This is a genomic window from Bacillus sp. FSL K6-2865 (assembly GCF_040311405.1).
Taxonomy (GTDB): domain Bacteria; phylum Bacillota; class Bacilli; order Bacillales; family Bacillaceae; genus Bacillus; species Bacillus velezensis.
Map to the genome: position 1 here is coordinate 2213106 of NZ_CP152036.1, position 18658 is coordinate 2231763.

General features: G+C 45.9%; 16 protein-coding genes. 3 read left to right on the plus strand and 13 right to left on the minus strand.

The genetic code is table 11. The features are described from left to right. Nucleotides 1-11: 11 nt before the first annotated feature. Nucleotides 12-1349 carry a sodium-dependent transporter gene (locus NYE42_RS10720; RefSeq protein ID WP_007407975.1) on the minus strand — a complete coding sequence of 446 codons (1338 nt, stop codon included), beginning with the start codon at nt 1347-1349 and terminating at the stop codon, nt 12-14. Nucleotides 1350-1548: 199 nt separating this feature from the next. Between NYE42_RS10720 and NYE42_RS10725 the strand changes: the two genes are divergently transcribed. Then, complete coding sequence (locus NYE42_RS10725; protein WP_144664662.1) at nt 1549-2520, plus strand: bile acid:sodium symporter family protein; 972 nt, start codon at nt 1549-1551, stop codon at nt 2518-2520. 27 nt (nt 2521-2547) lie between these two features. Here NYE42_RS10725 and NYE42_RS10730 read toward each other — a convergent pair whose 3' ends face one another. The 9 genes from NYE42_RS10730 to cdaS form a co-directional block, all read right to left on the minus strand. Next, nucleotides 2548-3294, minus strand: a complete 747-nt coding sequence (locus NYE42_RS10730) for an MBL fold metallo-hydrolase (protein WP_342496946.1) — start codon at nt 3292-3294, stop codon at nt 2548-2550. A gap of 73 nt (nt 3295-3367) precedes the next feature. Continuing rightward, nucleotides 3368-4615 (minus strand): 2-oxoglutarate dehydrogenase complex dihydrolipoyllysine-residue succinyltransferase, encoded by a 1248-nt coding sequence (gene odhB / locus NYE42_RS10735; RefSeq protein WP_007407972.1) that lies wholly within the window; start codon nt 4613-4615, stop codon nt 3368-3370. Between the two features lie 15 nt (nt 4616-4630). After that, nucleotides 4631-7465 carry a 2-oxoglutarate dehydrogenase E1 component gene (gene sucA / locus NYE42_RS10740; protein WP_144664661.1) on the minus strand — a complete coding sequence of 945 codons (2835 nt, stop codon included), beginning with the start codon at nt 7463-7465 and terminating at the stop codon, nt 4631-4633. A 227-nt stretch (nt 7466-7692) separates the two neighbouring features. Beyond that, on the minus strand, nt 7693-9609 hold the full coding sequence (locus tag NYE42_RS10745) for a VWA domain-containing protein (RefSeq protein ID WP_076425281.1): 1917 nt from the start codon (nt 9607-9609) through the stop codon (nt 7693-7695). Nucleotides 9610-9619: 10 nt separating this feature from the next. Beyond that, entirely contained in the window at nt 9620-10510 is an 891-nt protein-coding gene (locus tag NYE42_RS10750; protein WP_003153758.1) for a MoxR family ATPase, read from the minus strand. Nucleotides 10511-10587: 77 nt separating this feature from the next. Next, the gene (locus NYE42_RS10755; RefSeq protein WP_007407968.1) at nt 10588-11178 is read right to left on the minus strand and encodes a superoxide dismutase family protein; all 591 of its coding nucleotides are present in this window, start codon (nt 11176-11178) and stop codon (nt 10588-10590) included. Between the two features lie 82 nt (nt 11179-11260). After that, entirely contained in the window at nt 11261-12502 is a 1242-nt protein-coding gene (locus NYE42_RS10760; protein ID WP_352426456.1) for a LysM peptidoglycan-binding domain-containing protein, read from the minus strand. A 320-nt stretch (nt 12503-12822) separates the two neighbouring features. Further along, nucleotides 12823-14034, minus strand: a complete 1212-nt coding sequence (locus NYE42_RS10765) for a macrolide family glycosyltransferase (protein WP_007611974.1) — start codon at nt 14032-14034, stop codon at nt 12823-12825. Nucleotides 14035-14152: 118 nt separating this feature from the next. Beyond that, nucleotides 14153-14779 (minus strand): sporulation-specific diadenylate cyclase CdaS, encoded by a 627-nt coding sequence (gene cdaS, locus NYE42_RS10770; protein ID WP_007407964.1) that lies wholly within the window; start codon nt 14777-14779, stop codon nt 14153-14155. Nucleotides 14780-15056: 277 nt separating this feature from the next. On the opposite strand from cdaS, the gene NYE42_RS10775 reads away from it, so the two are divergent. After that, complete coding sequence (locus NYE42_RS10775; RefSeq protein ID WP_352426457.1) at nt 15057-16415, plus strand: MATE family efflux transporter; 1359 nt, start codon at nt 15057-15059, stop codon at nt 16413-16415. Nucleotides 16416-16428: 13 nt separating this feature from the next. Next, nucleotides 16429-17277 carry an STAS domain-containing protein gene (locus NYE42_RS10780; protein ID WP_199021990.1) on the plus strand — a complete coding sequence of 283 codons (849 nt, stop codon included), beginning with the start codon at nt 16429-16431 and terminating at the stop codon, nt 17275-17277. A gap of 27 nt (nt 17278-17304) precedes the next feature. Here NYE42_RS10780 and bshB2 read toward each other — a convergent pair whose 3' ends face one another. From bshB2 to NYE42_RS10795, 3 genes are read right to left on the minus strand one after another with little or no spacing between them, the layout of a single operon-like run. After that, complete coding sequence (gene bshB2, locus NYE42_RS10785; protein ID WP_007407961.1) at nt 17305-17970, minus strand: bacillithiol biosynthesis deacetylase BshB2; 666 nt, start codon at nt 17968-17970, stop codon at nt 17305-17307. Nucleotides 17971-17987: 17 nt separating this feature from the next. After that, entirely contained in the window at nt 17988-18338 is a 351-nt protein-coding gene (locus NYE42_RS10790; protein ID WP_007407960.1) for a YojF family protein, read from the minus strand. Then, nucleotides 18335-18613, minus strand: coding sequence for a hypothetical protein (locus tag NYE42_RS10795; protein WP_003153742.1), 279 nt, complete (start codon nt 18611-18613; stop codon nt 18335-18337). The genes NYE42_RS10790 and NYE42_RS10795 overlap by 4 nt, the downstream gene beginning before the upstream one ends. Between the last annotated feature and the right edge of the window lie 45 nt (nt 18614-18658).

Genomic DNA, 18658 nt, shown 5'->3' on the forward strand with positions numbered 1-18658 from the left:
CTTCTTTTGGTTTAAAAAATACCAAGCACGTGCAGAAAAACGATAATAATGGCTACAGGAGCCACATAACGGATTAATAGGAGCCAGACTGCAAACCATTTTCGTTTTATACCGGAACCGCTTTTCAGTTCGTCAAACAGCATCTGTTTCGGGATTTTCAACGGTACGAAAACGGCAATTAAAAGCGCGCCCAGCGGCATTAAGACATTGCTGACCAGAAAATCCGCAGCGTCAAAAATACTGCGGTGAAAAATAGAAACATCACTCAAAATTCCGTACGACAGCGCCGAAGGGACCCCGACAATAAATATAGCAAGTCCCCCGATCCATGCATACCGCTTCCGTTTTGCCGAATCGCCTTTTGACAAAACAGCAACTAAAATTTCAAGCATTGAAAAAGCCGATGTCAGCGTCGCAAATAAAAACAGCAGCAAAAAGGCGAGTAAAAACACGATGCCCAACGGCATTTGGTTAAAGACGGTCGGCAGCACGTTAAATAAAAGCTGCGGGCCTTGATCCGGCTTGAGGCCGAATGCAAACACCGCCGGAAAAATCGCCACTCCCGCCATCACAGCAACAAGGACATTTAATACCGTCACCGATACGGCGGATTGAACAATATTTTCTTCTTTTTCTAAATATGCGCTGTATGTAACCATTACGGACACTCCGACGCTTAACGAGAAAAATGATTGTCCCATCGCATATAAAATGGTATTGGCATCCATCGCGCCAAAATCAGGCATAAAAAAGAATTTTAATCCTTTTGCTGCATCATGCAGTGTTACGGAGCGGATCATTAAGAGAATAAACAGAATAAACAGAGCCGGCATCAGCACCTGGCTCACTTTTTCAATGCCGCTGCTCACCCCTTTTGCCACAACTAAAATCGTCAGCACGATAAACAGCAGCTGGCCGAAAACGGCTGCATAAGGATTTGAAATGGTATCGATAAATAACGTATCAAATCCCGAAGAAAGCGATAAGCCGCCTGTAAAGCCTTTTATAATGTAGATTAATATCCATCCCCCCACTACGCTGTAGAAGGATAATAGAATAAAACACGTAATGATTCCGAGATATCCGATCCAGTGCCACTTTTTCCCCGGCGCGAGCGCCTTATAGGATTCAACGGCGTTTTTTTGTGTTTTTCTGCCGATAATAAATTCAGCAAGCAAAAGCGGCAGTCCGATTAAAACAGTAAATAAAATAAAAACAAGCAGAAAAGCGCCGCCTCCGCTGGTTCCCGCTACGTAAGGGAACTTCCATATTGCGCCGAGCCCGATTGCAGAGCCGGCCGTAGCTAAAATAAATCCCAGCTTAGATGACCATTGATTAGCTTCTTTCACTTCAGCACTCCCAATTCATTTCAGTATAAAAATCAATTGTAAAAATATATGTCTGAATAGTCAAGAAGATGTTAGTTTACATAATAATTTTATTGAAAACTTATATTTAATATTGAATTATTCAGAAAATTATTTATAATGGAATACAGAAAAGTCAGTCATATTTTCTGACTGATTTAATGTAAAAGGAGCTGTGTTTATGGAATGGCTGAAAAAAATAAGCGGGTTTGCGGGCCAAACCTTTGGCTTGTGGGTTATCGTCTTTGCCGGTTTAGGATTCGCCTGCCCTGATTTGTTTTCTTGGATCAGTTCTTATATGACGATTTTCCTTGGTATTATTATGTTTGGGATGGGGCTTACTCTTCAAGCAGACGATTTTAAAGAATTAATCAGAAAGCCTTGGCATGTCGTGATCGGAGTCGCTTGCCAGTTTACGATTATGCCGCTTACGGCTTTCTGTTTATCAATCGGGCTCCGCCTCCCCGCAGAAATCGCCGCGGGCGTCATTCTGGTCGGATGCTGTCCGGGCGGTACGGCATCAAACGTCATGACGTTTTTGGCGAAAGGCAATACGGCGCTTTCTGTTGCGGTCACCACGATCTCAACATTGCTTGCTCCTATTGTAACGCCGGCACTTATTATGTTGTTTGCGAAAGAGTGGCTCCCCGTTTCTTTCGGCTCACTGTTTGTTTCCATTATGCAAGCCGTGCTTTTGCCGATCGTCCTCGGGGTGATTGTGAAGCTGTTCTTCAAAAAACAGGTCGGACAAGCCGTGCACGCGCTTCCTCTCGTGTCGGTAATCGGCATCGTAGCGATTGTATCCTCTGTCGTCAGCGTAAATCGTGAGCATCTGCTTCAATCAGGACTGCTGATTGTGTCTGTCGTCATCTTACATAACGGAACCGGATATTTGTTAGGATTCCTGACTGCAAAGCTGTTCAAAATGGATTATGCTTCACAAAAAGCGATTGCGATCGAAGTCGGAATGCAAAACTCCGGACTGGGCGCAGCGCTTGCGACAGCGCATTTCTCCCCTTTGTCAGCCGTGCCGAGCGCAATTTTCAGCATATGGCACAATCTGTCGGGGTCTGTTCTTGCCACCTACTGGTCTAAGAAAAAAGAGAAAAACAGCGCCGAAGAAGAAGAAACGGCAAAGATTCCGTTTTCATAACTGAACAAGGATAGGCTGCTGCCGCTCCTATCCTTGTTGATTCTGCAGATCACGAATCAGACGCAAAAGCGCTTTTTTTACATCCCCCTGAAATAAACCTCCATGATAACAAATCAATTGGCGGATATCATAATCGAGCAGCCGCTGCACAGAACGGACCGCATCATCCATATGTAACGTATAGCCGGGATTAGCAAGGTTCAGCTTTCCGTCTTCAATGACGACCGCATCACCTGTGACCATAGTTTTTTCGGCAGGCAGATAAAGACTGATATGGCCGGGTGTATGACCCGGCGTGGCTACAACGCGAATGCCTCCGCACCAAGGCAGCAGCTCGCCGTCAGTAACTGTCCGGTGAACTGGAGCCGATTCGACTGATTGAAGAGAGCGGATGAACTGTTTTGCATAAGGCTTTGCATCGTCTGGCAATGAACAAAACGTTGATTCAGCCTGCTCAAGCCGTAAAGATTTTTTAGAGCCGTCAATATACGGCGCTTCACGCTCATGTACTGTCACGCTGACATCCGGATGTAAACGGTATAATGCAGCGAGTGAGCCGATATGGTCTATGTCGTGATGCGTTACAATGATTTTTGTCAATGAATGAAGCGACATTCCATGCCGGGCAGCGGCATGTTGAAGATGGTTTGTAAAACCGGGATATCCGCAGTCTATTAATATCGTGTCATGTTCGTCTTGCAGAAGAACCGGAGTGATAGAATGCAATTCTTCATTATATTCAAATTCGATCTCAAGCGGATAACAGCTTTTCATATAAATTCTCCCCTTCTCTCAATAAAAAAAGTACACTGCTTGTAAGGGCAGTGTACTTTTTGTCTGTCTCAAATTATCCTTCCAGCAACAGCTGTTCCGGATCTTCAAGCAGGTTTTTAATGGTGACAAGGAATCCGACCGCTTCTTTACCATCTACAATTCTGTGATCGTATGATAAAGCGATGTACATCATCGGACGGTTTTCAGAGCGCTCCGCATCAATCGCTACTGGGCGCAGCTGAATTTTGTGCATACCTAAGATCCCAACCTGAGGGCTGTTTAGGATCGGTGTTGACATAAGCGATCCGAATGTACCTCCGTTTGTGATCGTGAAGGAGCCTCCTTGCAGCTCACCTAATGTTAATTTATTGTTTCGCGCTTTCTTCGCAAGTTCGCCGATCTCTCTTTCAATGCCGGCAAACGTCAGGCGGTCAGCGTCACGCACGACTGGGACGACAAGCCCTTCTTCAGCCGCGACAGCAATACCGATGTCATAGAATTTTTTCACGATCAGCTCATCGCCTTGAATTTCAGCGTTAAGGAGCGGGAATTTTTTCAATGCAGCCACGACGGCTTTTGTAAAGAACGACATGAAACCGAGTTTTACTTCGTTTTGCTCAAGGAATTGGTCTTTGCGGCGTTTTCTTAGATTCATAACGGCCGTCATGTCAACTTCGTTAAATGTAGTCAGCATCGCAGAAGTCTGCTGCACTTCAACCAATCGTTTCGCGATCGTCTGTCTGCGGCGGGACATTTTTTGCACTTCGACAGGTTTGTCAAAGCTTTGCTGTGTTTTTGGAGCCTGCTGTTTCGGCTGTGCCGCAGGTTTTGAAGCCGGTTTTTCATAAGCTTCCACATCTTGTTTGCGCACGCGGCCGAGCGGGTCTCCCGTCGGAATTTGTGATAGATCAATTCCTTTTTCCCTTGCCAGCTTGCGTGCAGCCGGAGACGCTACCGTTCTGGATTTCGCTTCTGATTGTGCTTCCTGGCTGACTTCTTGTGCAGCAGGTTCAGCTTTTGCTTCCTCTTTCGTTTGTTCATTGGCTGGAGCACTTTCTGAAGGGGCGGGTGCAGAACTTTCGCCAGCGCCTTCTGTAATGGTACCGATAATTTCTCCTACTTGGACGGTATCACCCGAATCTTTCAATACCTCTTTTAGAACACCCGATTCTTCTGCTGTCAATTCAACATTTACTTTATCCGTCTCCAGTTCAAGCAAGTACTCACCCTGTTCTACATAATCACCGGGCTGCTTTAACCATTGGGCTATCGTTCCTTCTGAGATTGATTCTGCTAATTCAGGTACCTTAATTTCCGCCATTTTTTCATTTCCCCCTTAGTTTTTGCGAGTCAAGCTATCAGATACAATGCGTTCCTGTTCTTTTTTGTGGACTGTCGGATCTCCTTCTGCGGGACTGGATCGTCTTCTTCGGCCGATGTATTGGACATTTACTCCTTTTGGCGCGATTTCCGTCAGATACGGGCTGATATAACTCCATGCCCCCATGTTCTGCGGCTCTTCCTGAACCCAAACGATCTCTTGCAGGTTCGGCAGTTTGGCGAAAAGCTCCTTCGTATCTTTTGCCGGGAACGGATACAGCTGTTCGATTCTGGCAATATGAAGCCAATCCTTATCGCCTTCCATTTTGTTGAAGTGATCGCTGATATCAATTGACACTTTTCCGCTTGATAATACGACGCGAGTCACTTTTTCGTAAGCATGGGAAAGACCGGACTGCTCATAGACAGGCTTGAATCGGCTTTCGCTCAGTTCCTGCACTTCAGATACCGTATTCGGGTTGCGCAGCAGGCTCTTCGGCGTCATGATCACAAGCGGGCGGATTTCCTCACGAAGCAGCATTTTCGCTTGTCTTCTTAAAATATGGAAATACTGAGCCGCACTTGTCAGGTTGGCCACCGTCCAGTTGTTTTCCGCCGCCAGCTGCAGGAACCGCTCGACGCGGCCGCTGGAGTGTTCAGGGCCCTGCCCTTCGTAACCGTGAGGCAGCAGCATGACCAGTCCTGATTTTTGTCCCCATTTTGCCCGTCCTGCAGATATGAATTGATCAAAATAGACTTGAGCCGCATTGGCAAAGTCCCCGTACTGCGCCTCCCACATCACAAGCGTTTCAGGCGAATACACGTTGTATCCATATTCAAAGCCGAGAACCGATCCTTCAGAGAGCGGGCTGTTATGCACCGTAAATGAAGCAGCGCAGTCGTCTAAGTGATGGAGGGCAACAAATTCTTCTCCTGTTTCGCTGTCATGCAGCACAAGGTTTCTTTGAGCGAACGTTCCGCGCTCTGAATCCTGTCCGGTCAGCCGGATCGGCGTGCCGTCTTTCAAAATGGAAGCAAACGCAAGCGATTCAGCCAATGACCATTCAACTTTACGGTCATCATCAAACGCTTTTGCACGTCTTTCCAGAATTCTTTTCAGCTTGCCGAACACGTTAAAAGATTCCGGCCAGTTGATAAGTTCGCCGTTCAGCTTGCGGAGAACATCAAAATCAATGGATGTGTCAACATCTGGAAAACCGTTGGACACCGGTTCCGGCAATTCAATTTCCCGTACGGCGTCTTCTTTTTTGGCGGGCACCTTTTTATAGGCGTCTTCAATTCGTTTTGTCACTGTCGTTTCGATGTTTTGCGCTTTTTCCTCGCTGATCAGTCCTTCACTTACGAGTTTTTCCGCAAAGATCCGCTTGACAGTCGGGTGTTTTCTGACGGCGTCATACAGCATCGGCTGTGTCGTTGACGGCTCATCCATTTCATTGTGGCCGTACCGTCTGTACCCGATTAAATCGATTAAGAAATCTTTATTGAACCGCTTCCGGTATTCAACCGCAAATTTAACGGCTGACAGGCATGCTTCCGGATCATCCGCGTTGACGTGAACGATCGGAATTTCATAGCCCTTCGCCAAATCACTGGCATATTTCGTAGATCGTGATTCATCGCTTTCAGTTGTAAAGCCGATCATATTATTGGCGATGATATGAATGGCCCCGCCGACCTGATAGCCTTTCAGAGAGCTTAAGTTCAGCGTCTCGGCGACAATGCCTTCTCCCGGAAACGCTGCGTCACCGTGAATTAAAATGGCGAGCGATTTTGTTTCGTCTTGAACCGGGTACCCCTTTTGCGTTCTTGTTTCCTGTGCCGCCCGCGTGCTTCCTTCAACAATCGGATTGATGAATTCCAAATGGCTCGGGTTATTTGCAAGCGTAATCCGCGCGCTTTTGGTTTCAGCATCCTGAAGCTGTCTGTCTGCACCGAGGTGGTATTTTACATCGCCCGTCCAACCGTAGCTGATGCCGGTCGATCCTTCAGACGGCACAAGGTCTTTATTCGGCGCGTGCTGGAATTCTGAGAAAATAATCTCATACGGTTTGCCGAGCACATGCGCAAGCACATTTAAACGGCCTCTGTGCGCCATCCCGATATTGACATTGGTTGTGCCCGCTTTCACAGACTGGGCGATAATGTCGTCAAGAACCGGCACAAGCGCGTCTAATCCCTCAATTGAGAAACGCTTCTGACCGACGAATGTCCGGTGTAAAAATTGTTCAAATCCTTCTACTTCCGTCAGTCTTTCTAAAACGGCTGACAGTTTTTCCGGTGAATTTTTCCGGAACAGTTCTCCGGATTCGACCATTTTTGTAATCCATGCGCGCTCTTCGAAATCATGCACATGGTCAAACTCGAAGGAGATGGTTCTTTTATAGGTATTGCGTAAATGCTGGATGGCTTCTAAGCCGTTTGTTATATTGGCAGGTGCGTCTTTACAGATGACAGACGCGGGTATTGCTTTCATTTCTTCTTCTGTAAGCCCGTACTCGGATAACGGAAAGAGCTCGCTCTTTTTCGGATCCTTTCTGAGCGGATTAACGGAAGCGTTCAGATGGCCATAGGTTCGAATATCTTCTGCAAGTTTAACTGCTGCTGCGATCTTTTGAATCAGATCTGCGGTGACGCGTCCCTGTTCCTTTGTTCCCGATGCCTCTTTTATTTGGCTTGGCGGAGCGCCGAGTTCGTCAAACATGTCTTTCAGATCCGGATCAATGCTGTCTGGATCTTCAGCATATTGGTCGTACAGCTCCAGTGCGTAGCCGAGGTTCGGTCCGTAAAAATCTTCCCAATTCATTCTTTGTTTCATATTATTTTGAAACATTTGAATATTACCCCCAACCTAGATAATCAAGTGATCAATTCACTATCTTGAAATAACTTTTGAACGCTGTGCCCAAAATTATGTAATAAAAACGCTTCCAAGGATATTTTACCACTGATTGCGTTTGGATTCTACCTTGATTGTTCACAAAATAGTAAAAAAAACAGATCAATACCGAAAAAATTAAATCATTTTAAAATAAAAAGCGAAAAAGCATAGGAAAAAGCCTATCCTATGCTTTTATGAAGCAGTTTTTTCAAGAGCGGATACAGCACATCGGGCAGCTGATCGACATCCGGAACAAAAATACTGTACTTTCCGTACATATCCTGAATGGTTTTCATCTGTGATTCCTCTATTGCAGTATTGGACAGAAAAACATTTATGACTTCTATCCCTTTTTTTCTCGCTTCGATGACAGCCTCGCTCGTATCGACGATGCCGTTTTGTTCGTATCCGAATGCTGCCGGCTCTCCGTCTGAAAACACGATTAAAAATTTTTGCGCCTCACTCCGCCGCATCAGCTGTTTCGTCATTTGTCTGATGGCGTATCCGTCTCTGTTATCTTCTTCAGGCGCAAGCTGCATGATTAGCGGACCCGCCGCCTGCAGCAGCGACTCTTCAAACGGAATGACGGTATTGAAGAAATTCGGCTGGCTCGTTTCGGTCGCTTCGTTTGTATCCTCCCAAAATCCGACGATCTGGTGCGGTACGGACACTGATTTCAAAGCTTCATGAAAAAGAACGATCCCTCTTTTTGTTTCATCCATTTTGTCGAACATGCTGGCCGAACAATCGACAAGCAATGTAAAAACCGCGTCAATGTCTGAAGACGGGTCCTGCTTTTTATAGAAAAGGCGCGGGTTCCGCTCCGTAAAATAGCGGATCAGTTTGCGATTCAGCCGGCCTGCGTGAAGGTCGGTCCGCGGGAGCGTTTTTTTGTGCTCAAGTGTTTTTTGTATCATCTGCTTCAAGCGTTTTTGATATGATTCTATCGTTTTTGCCTGTTCTTTATAAGACTGCTCCTCTTCAGGAGACGCTTTATGAGGCGTTTGATAAACCGGGAAGGCAAATTTGTTTTCTTTTCCGTCAGCCAGCCCCGCGCCCTCATGTTCATCCTGAATGGATTCAAGCGCTTCCAGTTTGGAGTAATCCTCTCTTTTCGTCTGACGTGCGGAACCTTGGACGGAGCCGAGCGCCTGGTCACCGTCATCGCCTTCTCTGGCCGCGTCTTTCCCAAGATCTGATTTCGCGCCGTGCTCAATATCAAATTGAAGGAAACTTTTTGACGGCGCTTCGGTTTCCCGGTGCCACGTATTCATTTTCTCTTCAAGGATTTCTTCATCTCCGTCGGAAGACTCAGGGAGCGTGAGATCGTCACTTAACGAAGGCGCTTTTTTTACACTTTCGAATAAAGGCTCTTCAGCCGCTTTTTCGTAATCAAGTTCCGGCAGAAAAAAGTACGTGTTCAGCATATCTTTCTCAAGCACTTCATCAAGGCCTTCCATGAGGTCTTCCGTTATTTTTGCGATTTGTTCCGTAGAATCCGCCTCATACACCCGGATGAGCTGACGTTCAATATACGGTATCATCATATCAATATGTTCATGCATGGAAGGAATGCCTTCAAGCGGAGACTCAGCCGTCAGCTTGACAAACATCGCGCAATACAAAGCGTCGGTGAAAATGCTCCGTTCTAAATTCAATGTCAGCTGCGTCGTGAAATATTTCCTGTACATCTCCCTCCGCTTCTGAAAAACACGTTTCGTTCCCGGCCGTTCTTTTTTGATCAGCTCTTCAATTCTGATATCCTCAAGCAGCATAAACAGCTGCTTGGCAAAGCTTTGGCGGGTAAAGTGCCGGTGAACGTCATTTAAAAACCCCGCAAATTCCCGAAATGAGCTGCTGCGTGTTCCGACAGCGCGCAAATAGACATCGCTTTTCAGGCCGGCTTCCATATCCCCGGCTGATCGGTCTTTCCAAAAGTGGCTCATGTAAATTTTCTTTTCAAAGGGATTGTAGTAAGACTGCACGCCGTATTCCACTTCAACTTCACTGCTTCTGGTCAGTGTTTTGGCCAGATCAGTCAGCATCATGAACAAAAACGAATCAATCGTGCTGTCGTTAAATTTGATAAACTTCATTGTATATCCCTCATTCGAACAGCGTTTCTGCAATATTTCTGACAGCGGCTTTTTCCCTGTCGTCGTCAAGTTTTTCTACGATGCCTCTTTCAATCGCCCGTTTCGGCGGGATGTACGCAGCCAAGTCGCACGTATCAATGAGAGCCCTGATGGACGCCGCTTCTTCTGACACTTGTCCGTTATGCGCTTGTGCGATTAAATCAGAAGACAGCGTCATAAAACGCTCAATTAATTTCTCATCTTTTAAAACAGACTGAGAGGTCAGCACCTGTTTCAGGAGGCTTCCTTTAATATACGGAACATCAATGATGACAAAACGGTTTTTAAGGGCTTCGTTCAGCGGAACGGTGCCGACGTAGCCTTCATTAATCGCGGCGATAACACCGAATCCTTCGCTTGCCTTAATCACTTCTCCTGTAAAGGGATTTGTCATCATTTTTCTGTAATCTAGCACGCCGTTTAGAATCGGAAGGGTTTCAGGCTTTGCCATATTGATTTCGTCAATGTATAAAAAATGTCCCTCGTTCATTGCGGTTGTTACAGGTCCGGGAACGAATTCAATAGTCGCCTGTCCCTGTTCATTTTCAATCGTTTTATAGCCGACAAGCGCTTCTGCATCGAGGTCTACGGAGCAGTTGACGCTGTGCATCGGTTTATGAAAATAGTTCGAAAGCGTTTCCGCCAATTTTGTTTTCCCTGAACCCGTCGGTCCTTTTAATAAGATATTTTTTCCCATTGTCAAAGCAATGACGGCATCGAATACAATCGCTTTATCTTCGGCCTCATAGCCTGATGATCCGATTAAATCCCGGAATTCTTGGGAAACGGGATGATTTTGATAAGCCTGCAGTTTGTTTTGTATATCTTCCGGAAGTGATAGGTGCTGTAATTCTGAAGTCATAGGTGATGTTTCCTTTCCATTTGTATTCCATAACCGAGTATACTAAAAAAGCCCTTGTATACTCAATACAAAAGGGCTCATTCCCTGCGGGCGCTTTTTGTCAGGGGAGCGCAGGCGATTCTGGCTCCGGAATTTCCGCTCGGGTTTGTCAAATAATCGTCCGTATGTTCATGAATGACGAACGCGCTTCCGTCCCGGTCGAGCAGGCTGAGTCTGCTCCCTTCTTTTAATGAAGTTTGCGGCGCGTTCATAATGACATCCACTTTACCGTCAGCCCCCACTTCAAGATTGGGGAGATCCCCGGCGTGATGACCCATCGGATTGTTGAAGCCGTGTTCTTTGTTCAAAGGGTTGAACGGACCGCCGGCTGATTCGAAATCAGGTGCCTGACAAGTCCCTTTTTCATAAATATGAAATCCGAGAGAAGTGCCGGGCGGCAGGTGCCCCGCTGATATATGAATGTCTGACCCTTCATCATCAGATTCCCTCACTTCGATATATCCGATCGTTTTTCCGTTTTGATTGATGAGTCCGGCATGCTCACGGTATGCAGATGCTTCTAATGCGCGGCTTTCCCCATGTTTTTTGGGCGGAACAGGAGCGGGTCTCCCCCCGCAGCCGCAAAGCGTAATTGATGCGAGCATGAGAAATAGCAAGAGACGATTCATGCTTCCTCCCCCTTATTTTTTTACCCATCAGTCTTGTCAAAACGTAAAAATGGTAAACAAAAAAAGCCCCGAAAGGCTTTTTTTAAAAATAACTGCGCGCTCCTAAATACGCTTTTTTCCAATACGGATTGCTTAAGTTTGAAACTTCAACCCCGGAGGAGCTTGCGTGAATAAAATCTCCTCCGCCTAAATACATTCCCATATGAGAAGGGCCCGCTTTATATGTCGTAAAGAAGACAAAGTCGCCTGCTGACGGCTGGCTGATATGTTTCATCGTATTCCAATATCCGGCCGTGCTCAGACGGGAAACAGAGCTTACCTTATTTAAAAGGTAATAGATGTAACCGCTGCAATCGAAGCCCGCAGGCGTATTGCCTCCCCAGCGGTAAGGCACGCCGACATGTTTTTTCGCCTCGCCTATCATTCTGTCAATCTTTGACCCTGTCACCGGAGGTTCGGGAGTATTCGGCTTGGTTGGTTTTGCCGGTTTGTTATCCGGCTGCCGCACAGGATCTTCTGTTTTTCCCTTTCCGTTAATCACCAGAACTTGTCCGATTTGAAGCACATCAGTTGTCAATTTATTTTTTTCTCTGATGAGCTGAGCGGTGATGCCGAACCGATTAGCAATTTTCCAGAGGGAATCGCCTGCTTTTACTTTGTAAGTGGATGGCTTCTCAGAAGGATTTGAATGAGATGGCGGTGTTGTGCCGCTGTTTCCGTTATGTGAAGAACCTTTGATCTTTAACACTTGATTCGGATACAGCATGTCTGATGTTAATTGATTCAGCTTTTTCAGTTCGGCGATGGTGATGCCGGTTTGATTGGCGATTTTCCACAGCGAGTCACCCGGCTTCACAGTGTAAGTCCCTGATGCGCCTTTATCAGGCTTTGTCTGTCTGCCGCCTCCGTCCGTGCCGCCGGCAGACCCTTTAATTTTCAGTTTCTGGCCCGGATAGATGACATCTGAACTCAAACGGTTCAGGCTTCTCAGCTCAGAAACGCTCATTTTGTATTTTTTTGCGATCACCCATAACGAGTCTCCGTATGTAACTGTGTAGGCACCCGTGCTTCGTTTTCCCTTTTGCCCCGTTTTATGTGTGCCGCTGCCGCCGGGAATGTGCAGCCGCTGTCCTGGGTGGAGTATCGTTGATTTCAGTTTATTTTCCGCCTGCAGGGCTGAAATACTTGTATGATATTGCCGGGAAAGCTTCCAAAGAGAGTCGCCGCTTTTTACTTGAATGGTTTTTGCTTCAGCGGGATGCACGGCGAAGGTTGAAGTCATTACTGCAGATACAGCCAGTCCGGCTGCGATTTTTTTCTTCATATAACGAAAAACCTCCTATTTATCATTGCTGAAAGGGACGTTCCTTTTCTTTGGACGCCGCCTGTTATGCAGGATTCATTCAGAAGTCGACATTAATTCCGATTCATTTGGCCTTAGATCATCACCAATGCCACACATTTTACATAAATTGAGAACATTTCACAAAAGACTTTGGAATCATTTTCATAACATGGCTTTTTTCCGCGACATTCCACCTTTCTTGTCTGTTTTTCATACAATTCTCTTTACGGCGTGAAAAATCCTCCCGAAAAACAATCAAAAAAAGCCCGCTTCCTTTAAAGGAAGCGGGTGACGGCTGATTACAGAACCCGGGTCTCGGCAGTTTTCACGTCTTCTGCTATCAATTCCGCTGCACGCTGTGCTCCGCCGGCCGCTTTCAGGGATTCTCCGATTTCAGAAGCTTTTGTCTGATATTCAGGATTTTCGCTCAATTCTTTTATTGCTTCAGTGAGCAGTTCCGCTGTTACATCTTCTTTTTTAAACATTTTGCCCGCGCCCGTGTTTTCCACTTGACTTCCGACGGCGAACTGATCTGCGCCCATCGGAATGACGATCATCGGGGTTTTGTAGTAAAGCCCTTCGCTCGTACTGTTCATTCCGCCGTGAGTGATAAATAAGTCCGCTCTCTTCAGGATCTCAAGCTGCGGAACATAAGGCTTTACAATGACATTCTCAGGAATTTCATCAAGCTCCGCAGGATCAAGATGTTTGCCGATTGACATGACGGCTTTTCCGTTAAAGTTTCTGACCGCTTTTAAGCATTTATTAAACAATTCCTTCTGATTGTTAAAAATCGTGCCCATTGAAATAAACAGGACGTTTTCTCCTTCAAGCTGTTCAAACGGGAAATCTTGAGCCGCCGCCCTTTCGGTTATGGACGGACCGACAAAGAGATAAGAATCGCCAAACTCTTCTTCTTTCGGCTGAAACGCTCTTGAAGTAAATACAATGGTTTTTCTGCCGTCATTTGAGAAAATATCATACGGCGTTTTAATGTCTGCGCTGAATTCTTCATTGAGCCGGCTGACCGCTTCGGTATAAGCCGGATAATGAGATGATTCCTCTGATACAAGGTTTGTATTTGAAAACACTTCTTTAATAAATGCTTCATTCATTGCAAATGTCGTACAAAGTGAATATGCCGGCAGTTTCAGCTGGTTTCTCACGAGCCTTCCTGCCAGAAAATGATGATCATACAGGATGTAGTCGTAGGATTCATCTTTTACTTCCTCAAGAATACGGAGTGCGGCTTTTTTGGAAGTCTCAATCATTAATAGCAAAAACTCGGTAGCGTCCCGCTGTTCATCACCCGTTGCGTTTTTTCCGAATTCATCTTTACGGAAATCTTCATATTCACGGAATTCCGCTCCGCTTGACGCGATTTTGTTCTCATATTCCTTCACGCCGTAATATACGACATGTTCCCCTTTTGCCTTCAGTTCTTTTACGACGCCTAAAGACGGATTGATATGCCCTTCTCCCGGAAAGCCGATCATCAATACATTTGCCATCTTTCCACTCCCTATTCTTTTAAATTTTATGTATATTTAAACGATAACATCAATACAGAAAAAGGTAAAGATGTTCACCTTATTAATATTAAATGGGTACAATATTCCCATTTTCTTATTATTTCGTATGAAGCGCCCGCGGCGAAACAAGCGGATACAGTCCGCCGTCTTTAGCAAAGGACATTTTTCCCGTTTCTTCTGAAACAACGAGCACGAGTGCATCAGTCACGGCCGAAAGTCCCATCGCTGCCCTGTGGCGCGTCCCGTATTTGAGATCGACATGTTTTGTTGTGAGCGGAAGCACATTGGCTGCTGATACAACCCGGTTTTCTCTGACCAATACGGCTCCGTCGTGAAGCGGATTGCCGGGATAAAAAATACTCTCAATTAAAGCTGCACTGATCTCGGCATGCAGGCTGGTCCCTTTTTGTATCATTCCATCCAGCGGATCTGCACGTTCAATCACAATCAGCGCTCCGTGTTTTTCTTCCGCCAGATGCTGCACGGCCCTCGCCAGCTCTGTATAGGAAGGCGTAAAATGTTCGATATATGACTGCAGGTAAAACGACGAAGCGACAGCCTGCATTTCCTGAAACGTATGTCCCAGTTCATCTAATTCGCAAAGAAGGCATTGGTCTTTTTCATCCAATGTCCGCAGTATCATTCCGGCATCCTCTGTAATTTGTTTCAAATACGTTTGAACGGCAGCGGTAAACGCGCTTTCCGTCATTTGAGTGTGGCGCATGTCACATCAGCTCCTTTCCCTTATTTTCTGCATCGCGCGCATGGATATGCGCCGCTGTGTGCACCATAATCATGAAAGGAGGCGCACATCATATGGAATTCGCACGGCTGATGCAATATATCTGCACCTTTTTAGGGGTCATTTCACTTTCATTCATTTATGCCAAGATGTTTAAAAAGCCGAAACCGGACAAAAAAGAGTAGGCCGGCTTTCATTGCTTTTTATACATAAAATGTTATAATTTCTCTCGTTAAAATAAAGAAACGGGGAACCTAACTTGAGAGAAACGAACACGATCGGCCAAAAGGTCAGACAGCTGTTACATATCTTCATTCCGATTTTAATCACACAGGCGGGCCTTTCCCTGATCACCTTTTTGGATACGGTGATGTCAGGGAAAGTGAGCGCTGCCGATTTAGCCGGGGTTGCAATTGGTTCAAGCCTGTGGACGCCGGTTTATACGGGCCTGGCAGGAATATTAATGGCCGTTACGCCCGTTGTTTCACAGCTGTTTGGAGCCGGCAGACAAAAGGAAGTGCCGTTTTCCGTCATCCAGGCCGTTTATGTAGCGGCCGTTCTCAGTGCGGCGGTTATCCTGATCGGCTTTTTCACCGTTGATATGATCTTGGGACATTTGGGCCTGGAACCTCGTGTCCGGACGATCGCCAAACACTTTTTAGGATTTTTATCCCTCGGTATTTTTCCTTTGTTTGTGTACACCGTTTTGCGCTCGTTTATTGATGCACTCGGCAAAACGCGAGTCACTATGCTTATTACGCTTTGCTCATTGCCTATTAATTTTGTTTTAAATTATGTATTTATTTTCGGGAAATTCAACATGCCGGCATTGGGAGGAGTCGGGGCGGGGCTCGCTTCCGCCCTGACTTACTGGTGTATTTGCGCCATCAGCTTTTTTATCGTCTGCAGATTTGAGCCGTTTGCCGGGTACTCTGTATTTCGGAAACTGTACCGTTTTTCTCCGTCTGAATGCAGAAAGCTTTTGAAAATCGGATTGCCTATCGGTTTTGCGGTATTTTTTGAAACGAGCATTTTTGCGGCTGTCACACTGCTTATGAGCCATTTTCAGACGGTGACGATTGCAGCCCACCAAGCGGCAATGAATTTTGCTTCTCTCTTGTATATGCTGCCGCTCAGCGTATCCATGGCCATGACCATTTTGGTCGGCTTTGAAGCAGGCGCAAATCGCTATAGAGATGCCCGCTCATACAGCTATATCGGGATCGTGATGGCGCTTAGTTTTTCTTTATGCACGGCGGCTTTCATTTTACTGTTCAGGCCGCAAATCGCCGGAATGTATACATCAGATCCGGCGGTGCTCATGTTAACGCAGCACTTTTTAATCTATGCGCTGTTTTTCCAGCTTTCTGATGCCGTAGCAGCTCCGATACAAGGCGCTCTGAGAGGATATAAGGATGTCAACTATACACTCGGCGCGGCTTTTGTGTCGTATTGGATTATCGGGCTTCCGCTCGGTTACGCAGTCGGCACTTATACGGGCCTCGGGGCATACGGCTACTGGATCGGTTTAATTGCGGGACTTGCCGCAGGAGCTGTCGGTTTATTTTTCAGACTGATGAAACTGCAAAAGCATTATGTGAAAAAAATGATTTTATAAAGGAGGAGCAGCAATGCCAAAACATAAACTGCTGTACGATTATTTAACTGAACGGGCGGAGGACATCAGTCAGACATGGTTTGATACGCTTCATGAAACGGATCCTGATTCTGTTTATGCTTCTACTGACCCGGCTGTACTCACAAATCTGAAAAAACAAAATCTGGCGTTTAATTATCAGCTCAATCGGATTTTTTCTGAAGAGAAGGAAGTATATACAGCGGCATTGGAAAAGTGGGCGTTTGAAGCTGCACGGGATGAAGAACATTTAAAAACTCCCATCCATTACATCATTCGCGAGTTTATCAGAGTTCGTGATTTGTATGTCGGCCATGTCAAGCAGTTTACCAGACTTCATTCAGACACGGTGACAGAAGAAGATGCCGAAGATATATTCCATACGCTGATTAAATCGTTTGATGTGGTCATTCATATTTTCATAGAAGAAATGTATAAAAACACAAACATTCAGCTTAAAGCGCAAAAAGAATTGATTACCGAGCTGAGCTCGCCGGTAATTGTGCTTTTTGACAATGTCGGACTGCTGCCGCTGATCGGGGATATTGACACGGCAAGAGCCAAAATGATCTTGGAGAATACGCTGCACCAGTGTTCAGAGAAGCGCATCACGCAGCTGTACATTGATTTATCGGGCGTAGCCATGATTGACACGATGGTTGCCCAACAGCTTTTCACCTTAATTGAATCACTCGGAATGCTCGGCGTGAAAGCGACATTATCCGGAATCCGTCCTGAAATCGCCCAAACCGCGGTGCAGCTGGGACTGAGTTTTTCAAATTTATCAATAAGGTCTTCGCTTGCAGAAGCGATCGCTTCCGATCTGACACAAAAAAAGGGATAAGGCATTTCAGCCTTATCCCTTTTTTTATCAGTCTTTCCACGGATATGTCCAATACACTTCTTCTTCAAACCATGTCTGAAGAACCGGCTCGTTATTTTTTATTTTTTCTTCCAGCTCTCTCAGCATGCCTTCCGTTTGGGTGCGGTGCGCTTTTAAGGCATTCATTTTAATATCGGCAACCTCTTTAATATCAAGAATAACATCAGGCTTGCCGACGGCTTCCTCCCTGTTGCGGGTGATTGCCATGCAAAGCGTGCGCGGGCGGTCCTCTTTTTTCTTTCTGTAAAGCGCTCTGATAACCGCTTCTCCGCATGCATCATGATCCGGATGGACGCCGTGCTCCGGATAGAATGTGACAATCAGACTCGGTTTTACATCGTCGATAATCTCTTCCATCATATCAGCGAGCCACTCGTCATCTTCAAATTCAAGTGTTTTATCACGAAGCCCGAGCATTCTCAGGTCAGTAACGTCCATTGCTTTGCATGCGTCGATCAGCTCTTGTTTTCTTAACAGCGGCAGTGTTTCACGGTTCGCGAAAAAAGGATCTCCCATGTTCCGGCCCATTTCGCCAAGCGTTGCGCATGCATACGTAACGGGAATATCTTTTTGTCTGTGTAAAGCAATCAGCCCTGCCACTCCGTATGATTCATCATCAGGGTGAGGCAGGATGACGAGTACATGTTCTTTCATGATTTTCACCCTTTTCTTTAAACTGTAAACGGCTTTTCGCTGATTTGAAGCGAAATCGCCAATTTTCCGCCCGGCAGATGCCCTGCCATTAACAAGCGGTTTTCGTCATCTACTGTATATTCAGTCAGACCTTCTGCGTAAATCCAGCCTTCTTCCGTTTTCAAACCGACGCGGTACGGGCCGTTTCCTTTGATTTTCGCCTGATGGTACGTCACTTTTGCATTGCGTATATAGGCTACAACCGTCATGTTTTTCTCATTCAGATGCGCTGAATAAGAACCGGTCGTTGTTTCCAAATGGATATATACAGGACGATCGGCATATCGCTCTAAAGAAGTTTGCACATCTTCTTTTATGATCGCTTTCATAGCTGCTCCCCTCTTTCTTCTTTTAAAAATTGCAAACGCTTCGTATGTAGTTCAACCAATTCATATTTCTCAATCGGCCGCAGCCGGGAATCTACAATTCGCTGCACCGCCAGAGCAAACTTTTCCTCGGGTGACTTCCGGAGCCTCGGATGTGTTCTTTGATCAAGCAGTTCAAGATCAATTGCCTTCTCCGCTTCTTCAAGAGTTGAAGCCGGGAGAGTGCGGTTATTCCACAGTGCCTGATAGGCTTTTGCTATGTCTTTATCAGTGCCCATTGTACAGCTCCTTTACATACTCGTAATGATTATACATAATTTAAG

Bases quoted from the DNA above. Each gene is read 5' to 3' on its own strand.
- bshB2 (WP_007407961.1), bottom strand. From the start codon at position 17,970: ATGAAAGAACATGTACTCGTCATCCTGCCTCACCCTGATGATGAATCA.
- NYE42_RS10750 (WP_003153758.1), bottom strand. From the start codon at position 10,510: ATGACTTCAGAATTACAGCACCTATCACTTCCGGAAGATATACAAAAC.
- NYE42_RS10765 (WP_007611974.1), bottom strand. From the start codon at position 14,034: ATGGCAAATGTATTGATGATCGGCTTTCCGGGAGAAGGGCATATCAAT.
- NYE42_RS10795 (WP_003153742.1), bottom strand. From the start codon at position 18,613: ATGGGCACTGATAAAGACATAGCAAAAGCCTATCAGGCACTGTGGAAT.
- sucA (WP_144664661.1), bottom strand. From the start codon at position 7,465: ATGTTTCAAAATAATATGAAACAAAGAATGAATTGGGAAGATTTTTAC.
- NYE42_RS10755 (WP_007407968.1), bottom strand. From the start codon at position 11,178: ATGAATCGTCTCTTGCTATTTCTCATGCTCGCATCAATTACGCTTTGC.
- NYE42_RS10790 (WP_007407960.1), bottom strand. From the start codon at position 18,338: ATGAAAGCGATCATAAAAGAAGATGTGCAAACTTCTTTAGAGCGATAT.
- NYE42_RS10780 (WP_199021990.1), top strand. From the start codon at position 16,429: ATGCCAAAACATAAACTGCTGTACGATTATTTAACTGAACGGGCGGAG.
- odhB (WP_007407972.1), bottom strand. From the start codon at position 4,615: ATGGCGGAAATTAAGGTACCTGAATTAGCAGAATCAATCTCAGAAGGA.
- NYE42_RS10730 (WP_342496946.1), bottom strand. From the start codon at position 3,294: ATGAAAAGCTGTTATCCGCTTGAGATCGAATTTGAATATAATGAAGAA.
- NYE42_RS10725 (WP_144664662.1), top strand. From the start codon at position 1,549: ATGGAATGGCTGAAAAAAATAAGCGGGTTTGCGGGCCAAACCTTTGGC.
- NYE42_RS10760 (WP_352426456.1), bottom strand. From the start codon at position 12,502: ATGAAGAAAAAAATCGCAGCCGGACTGGCTGTATCTGCAGTAATGACT.
- cdaS (WP_007407964.1), bottom strand. From the start codon at position 14,779: ATGCGCCACACTCAAATGACGGAAAGCGCGTTTACCGCTGCCGTTCAA.
- NYE42_RS10745 (WP_076425281.1), bottom strand. From the start codon at position 9,609: ATGAAGTTTATCAAATTTAACGACAGCACGATTGATTCGTTTTTGTTC.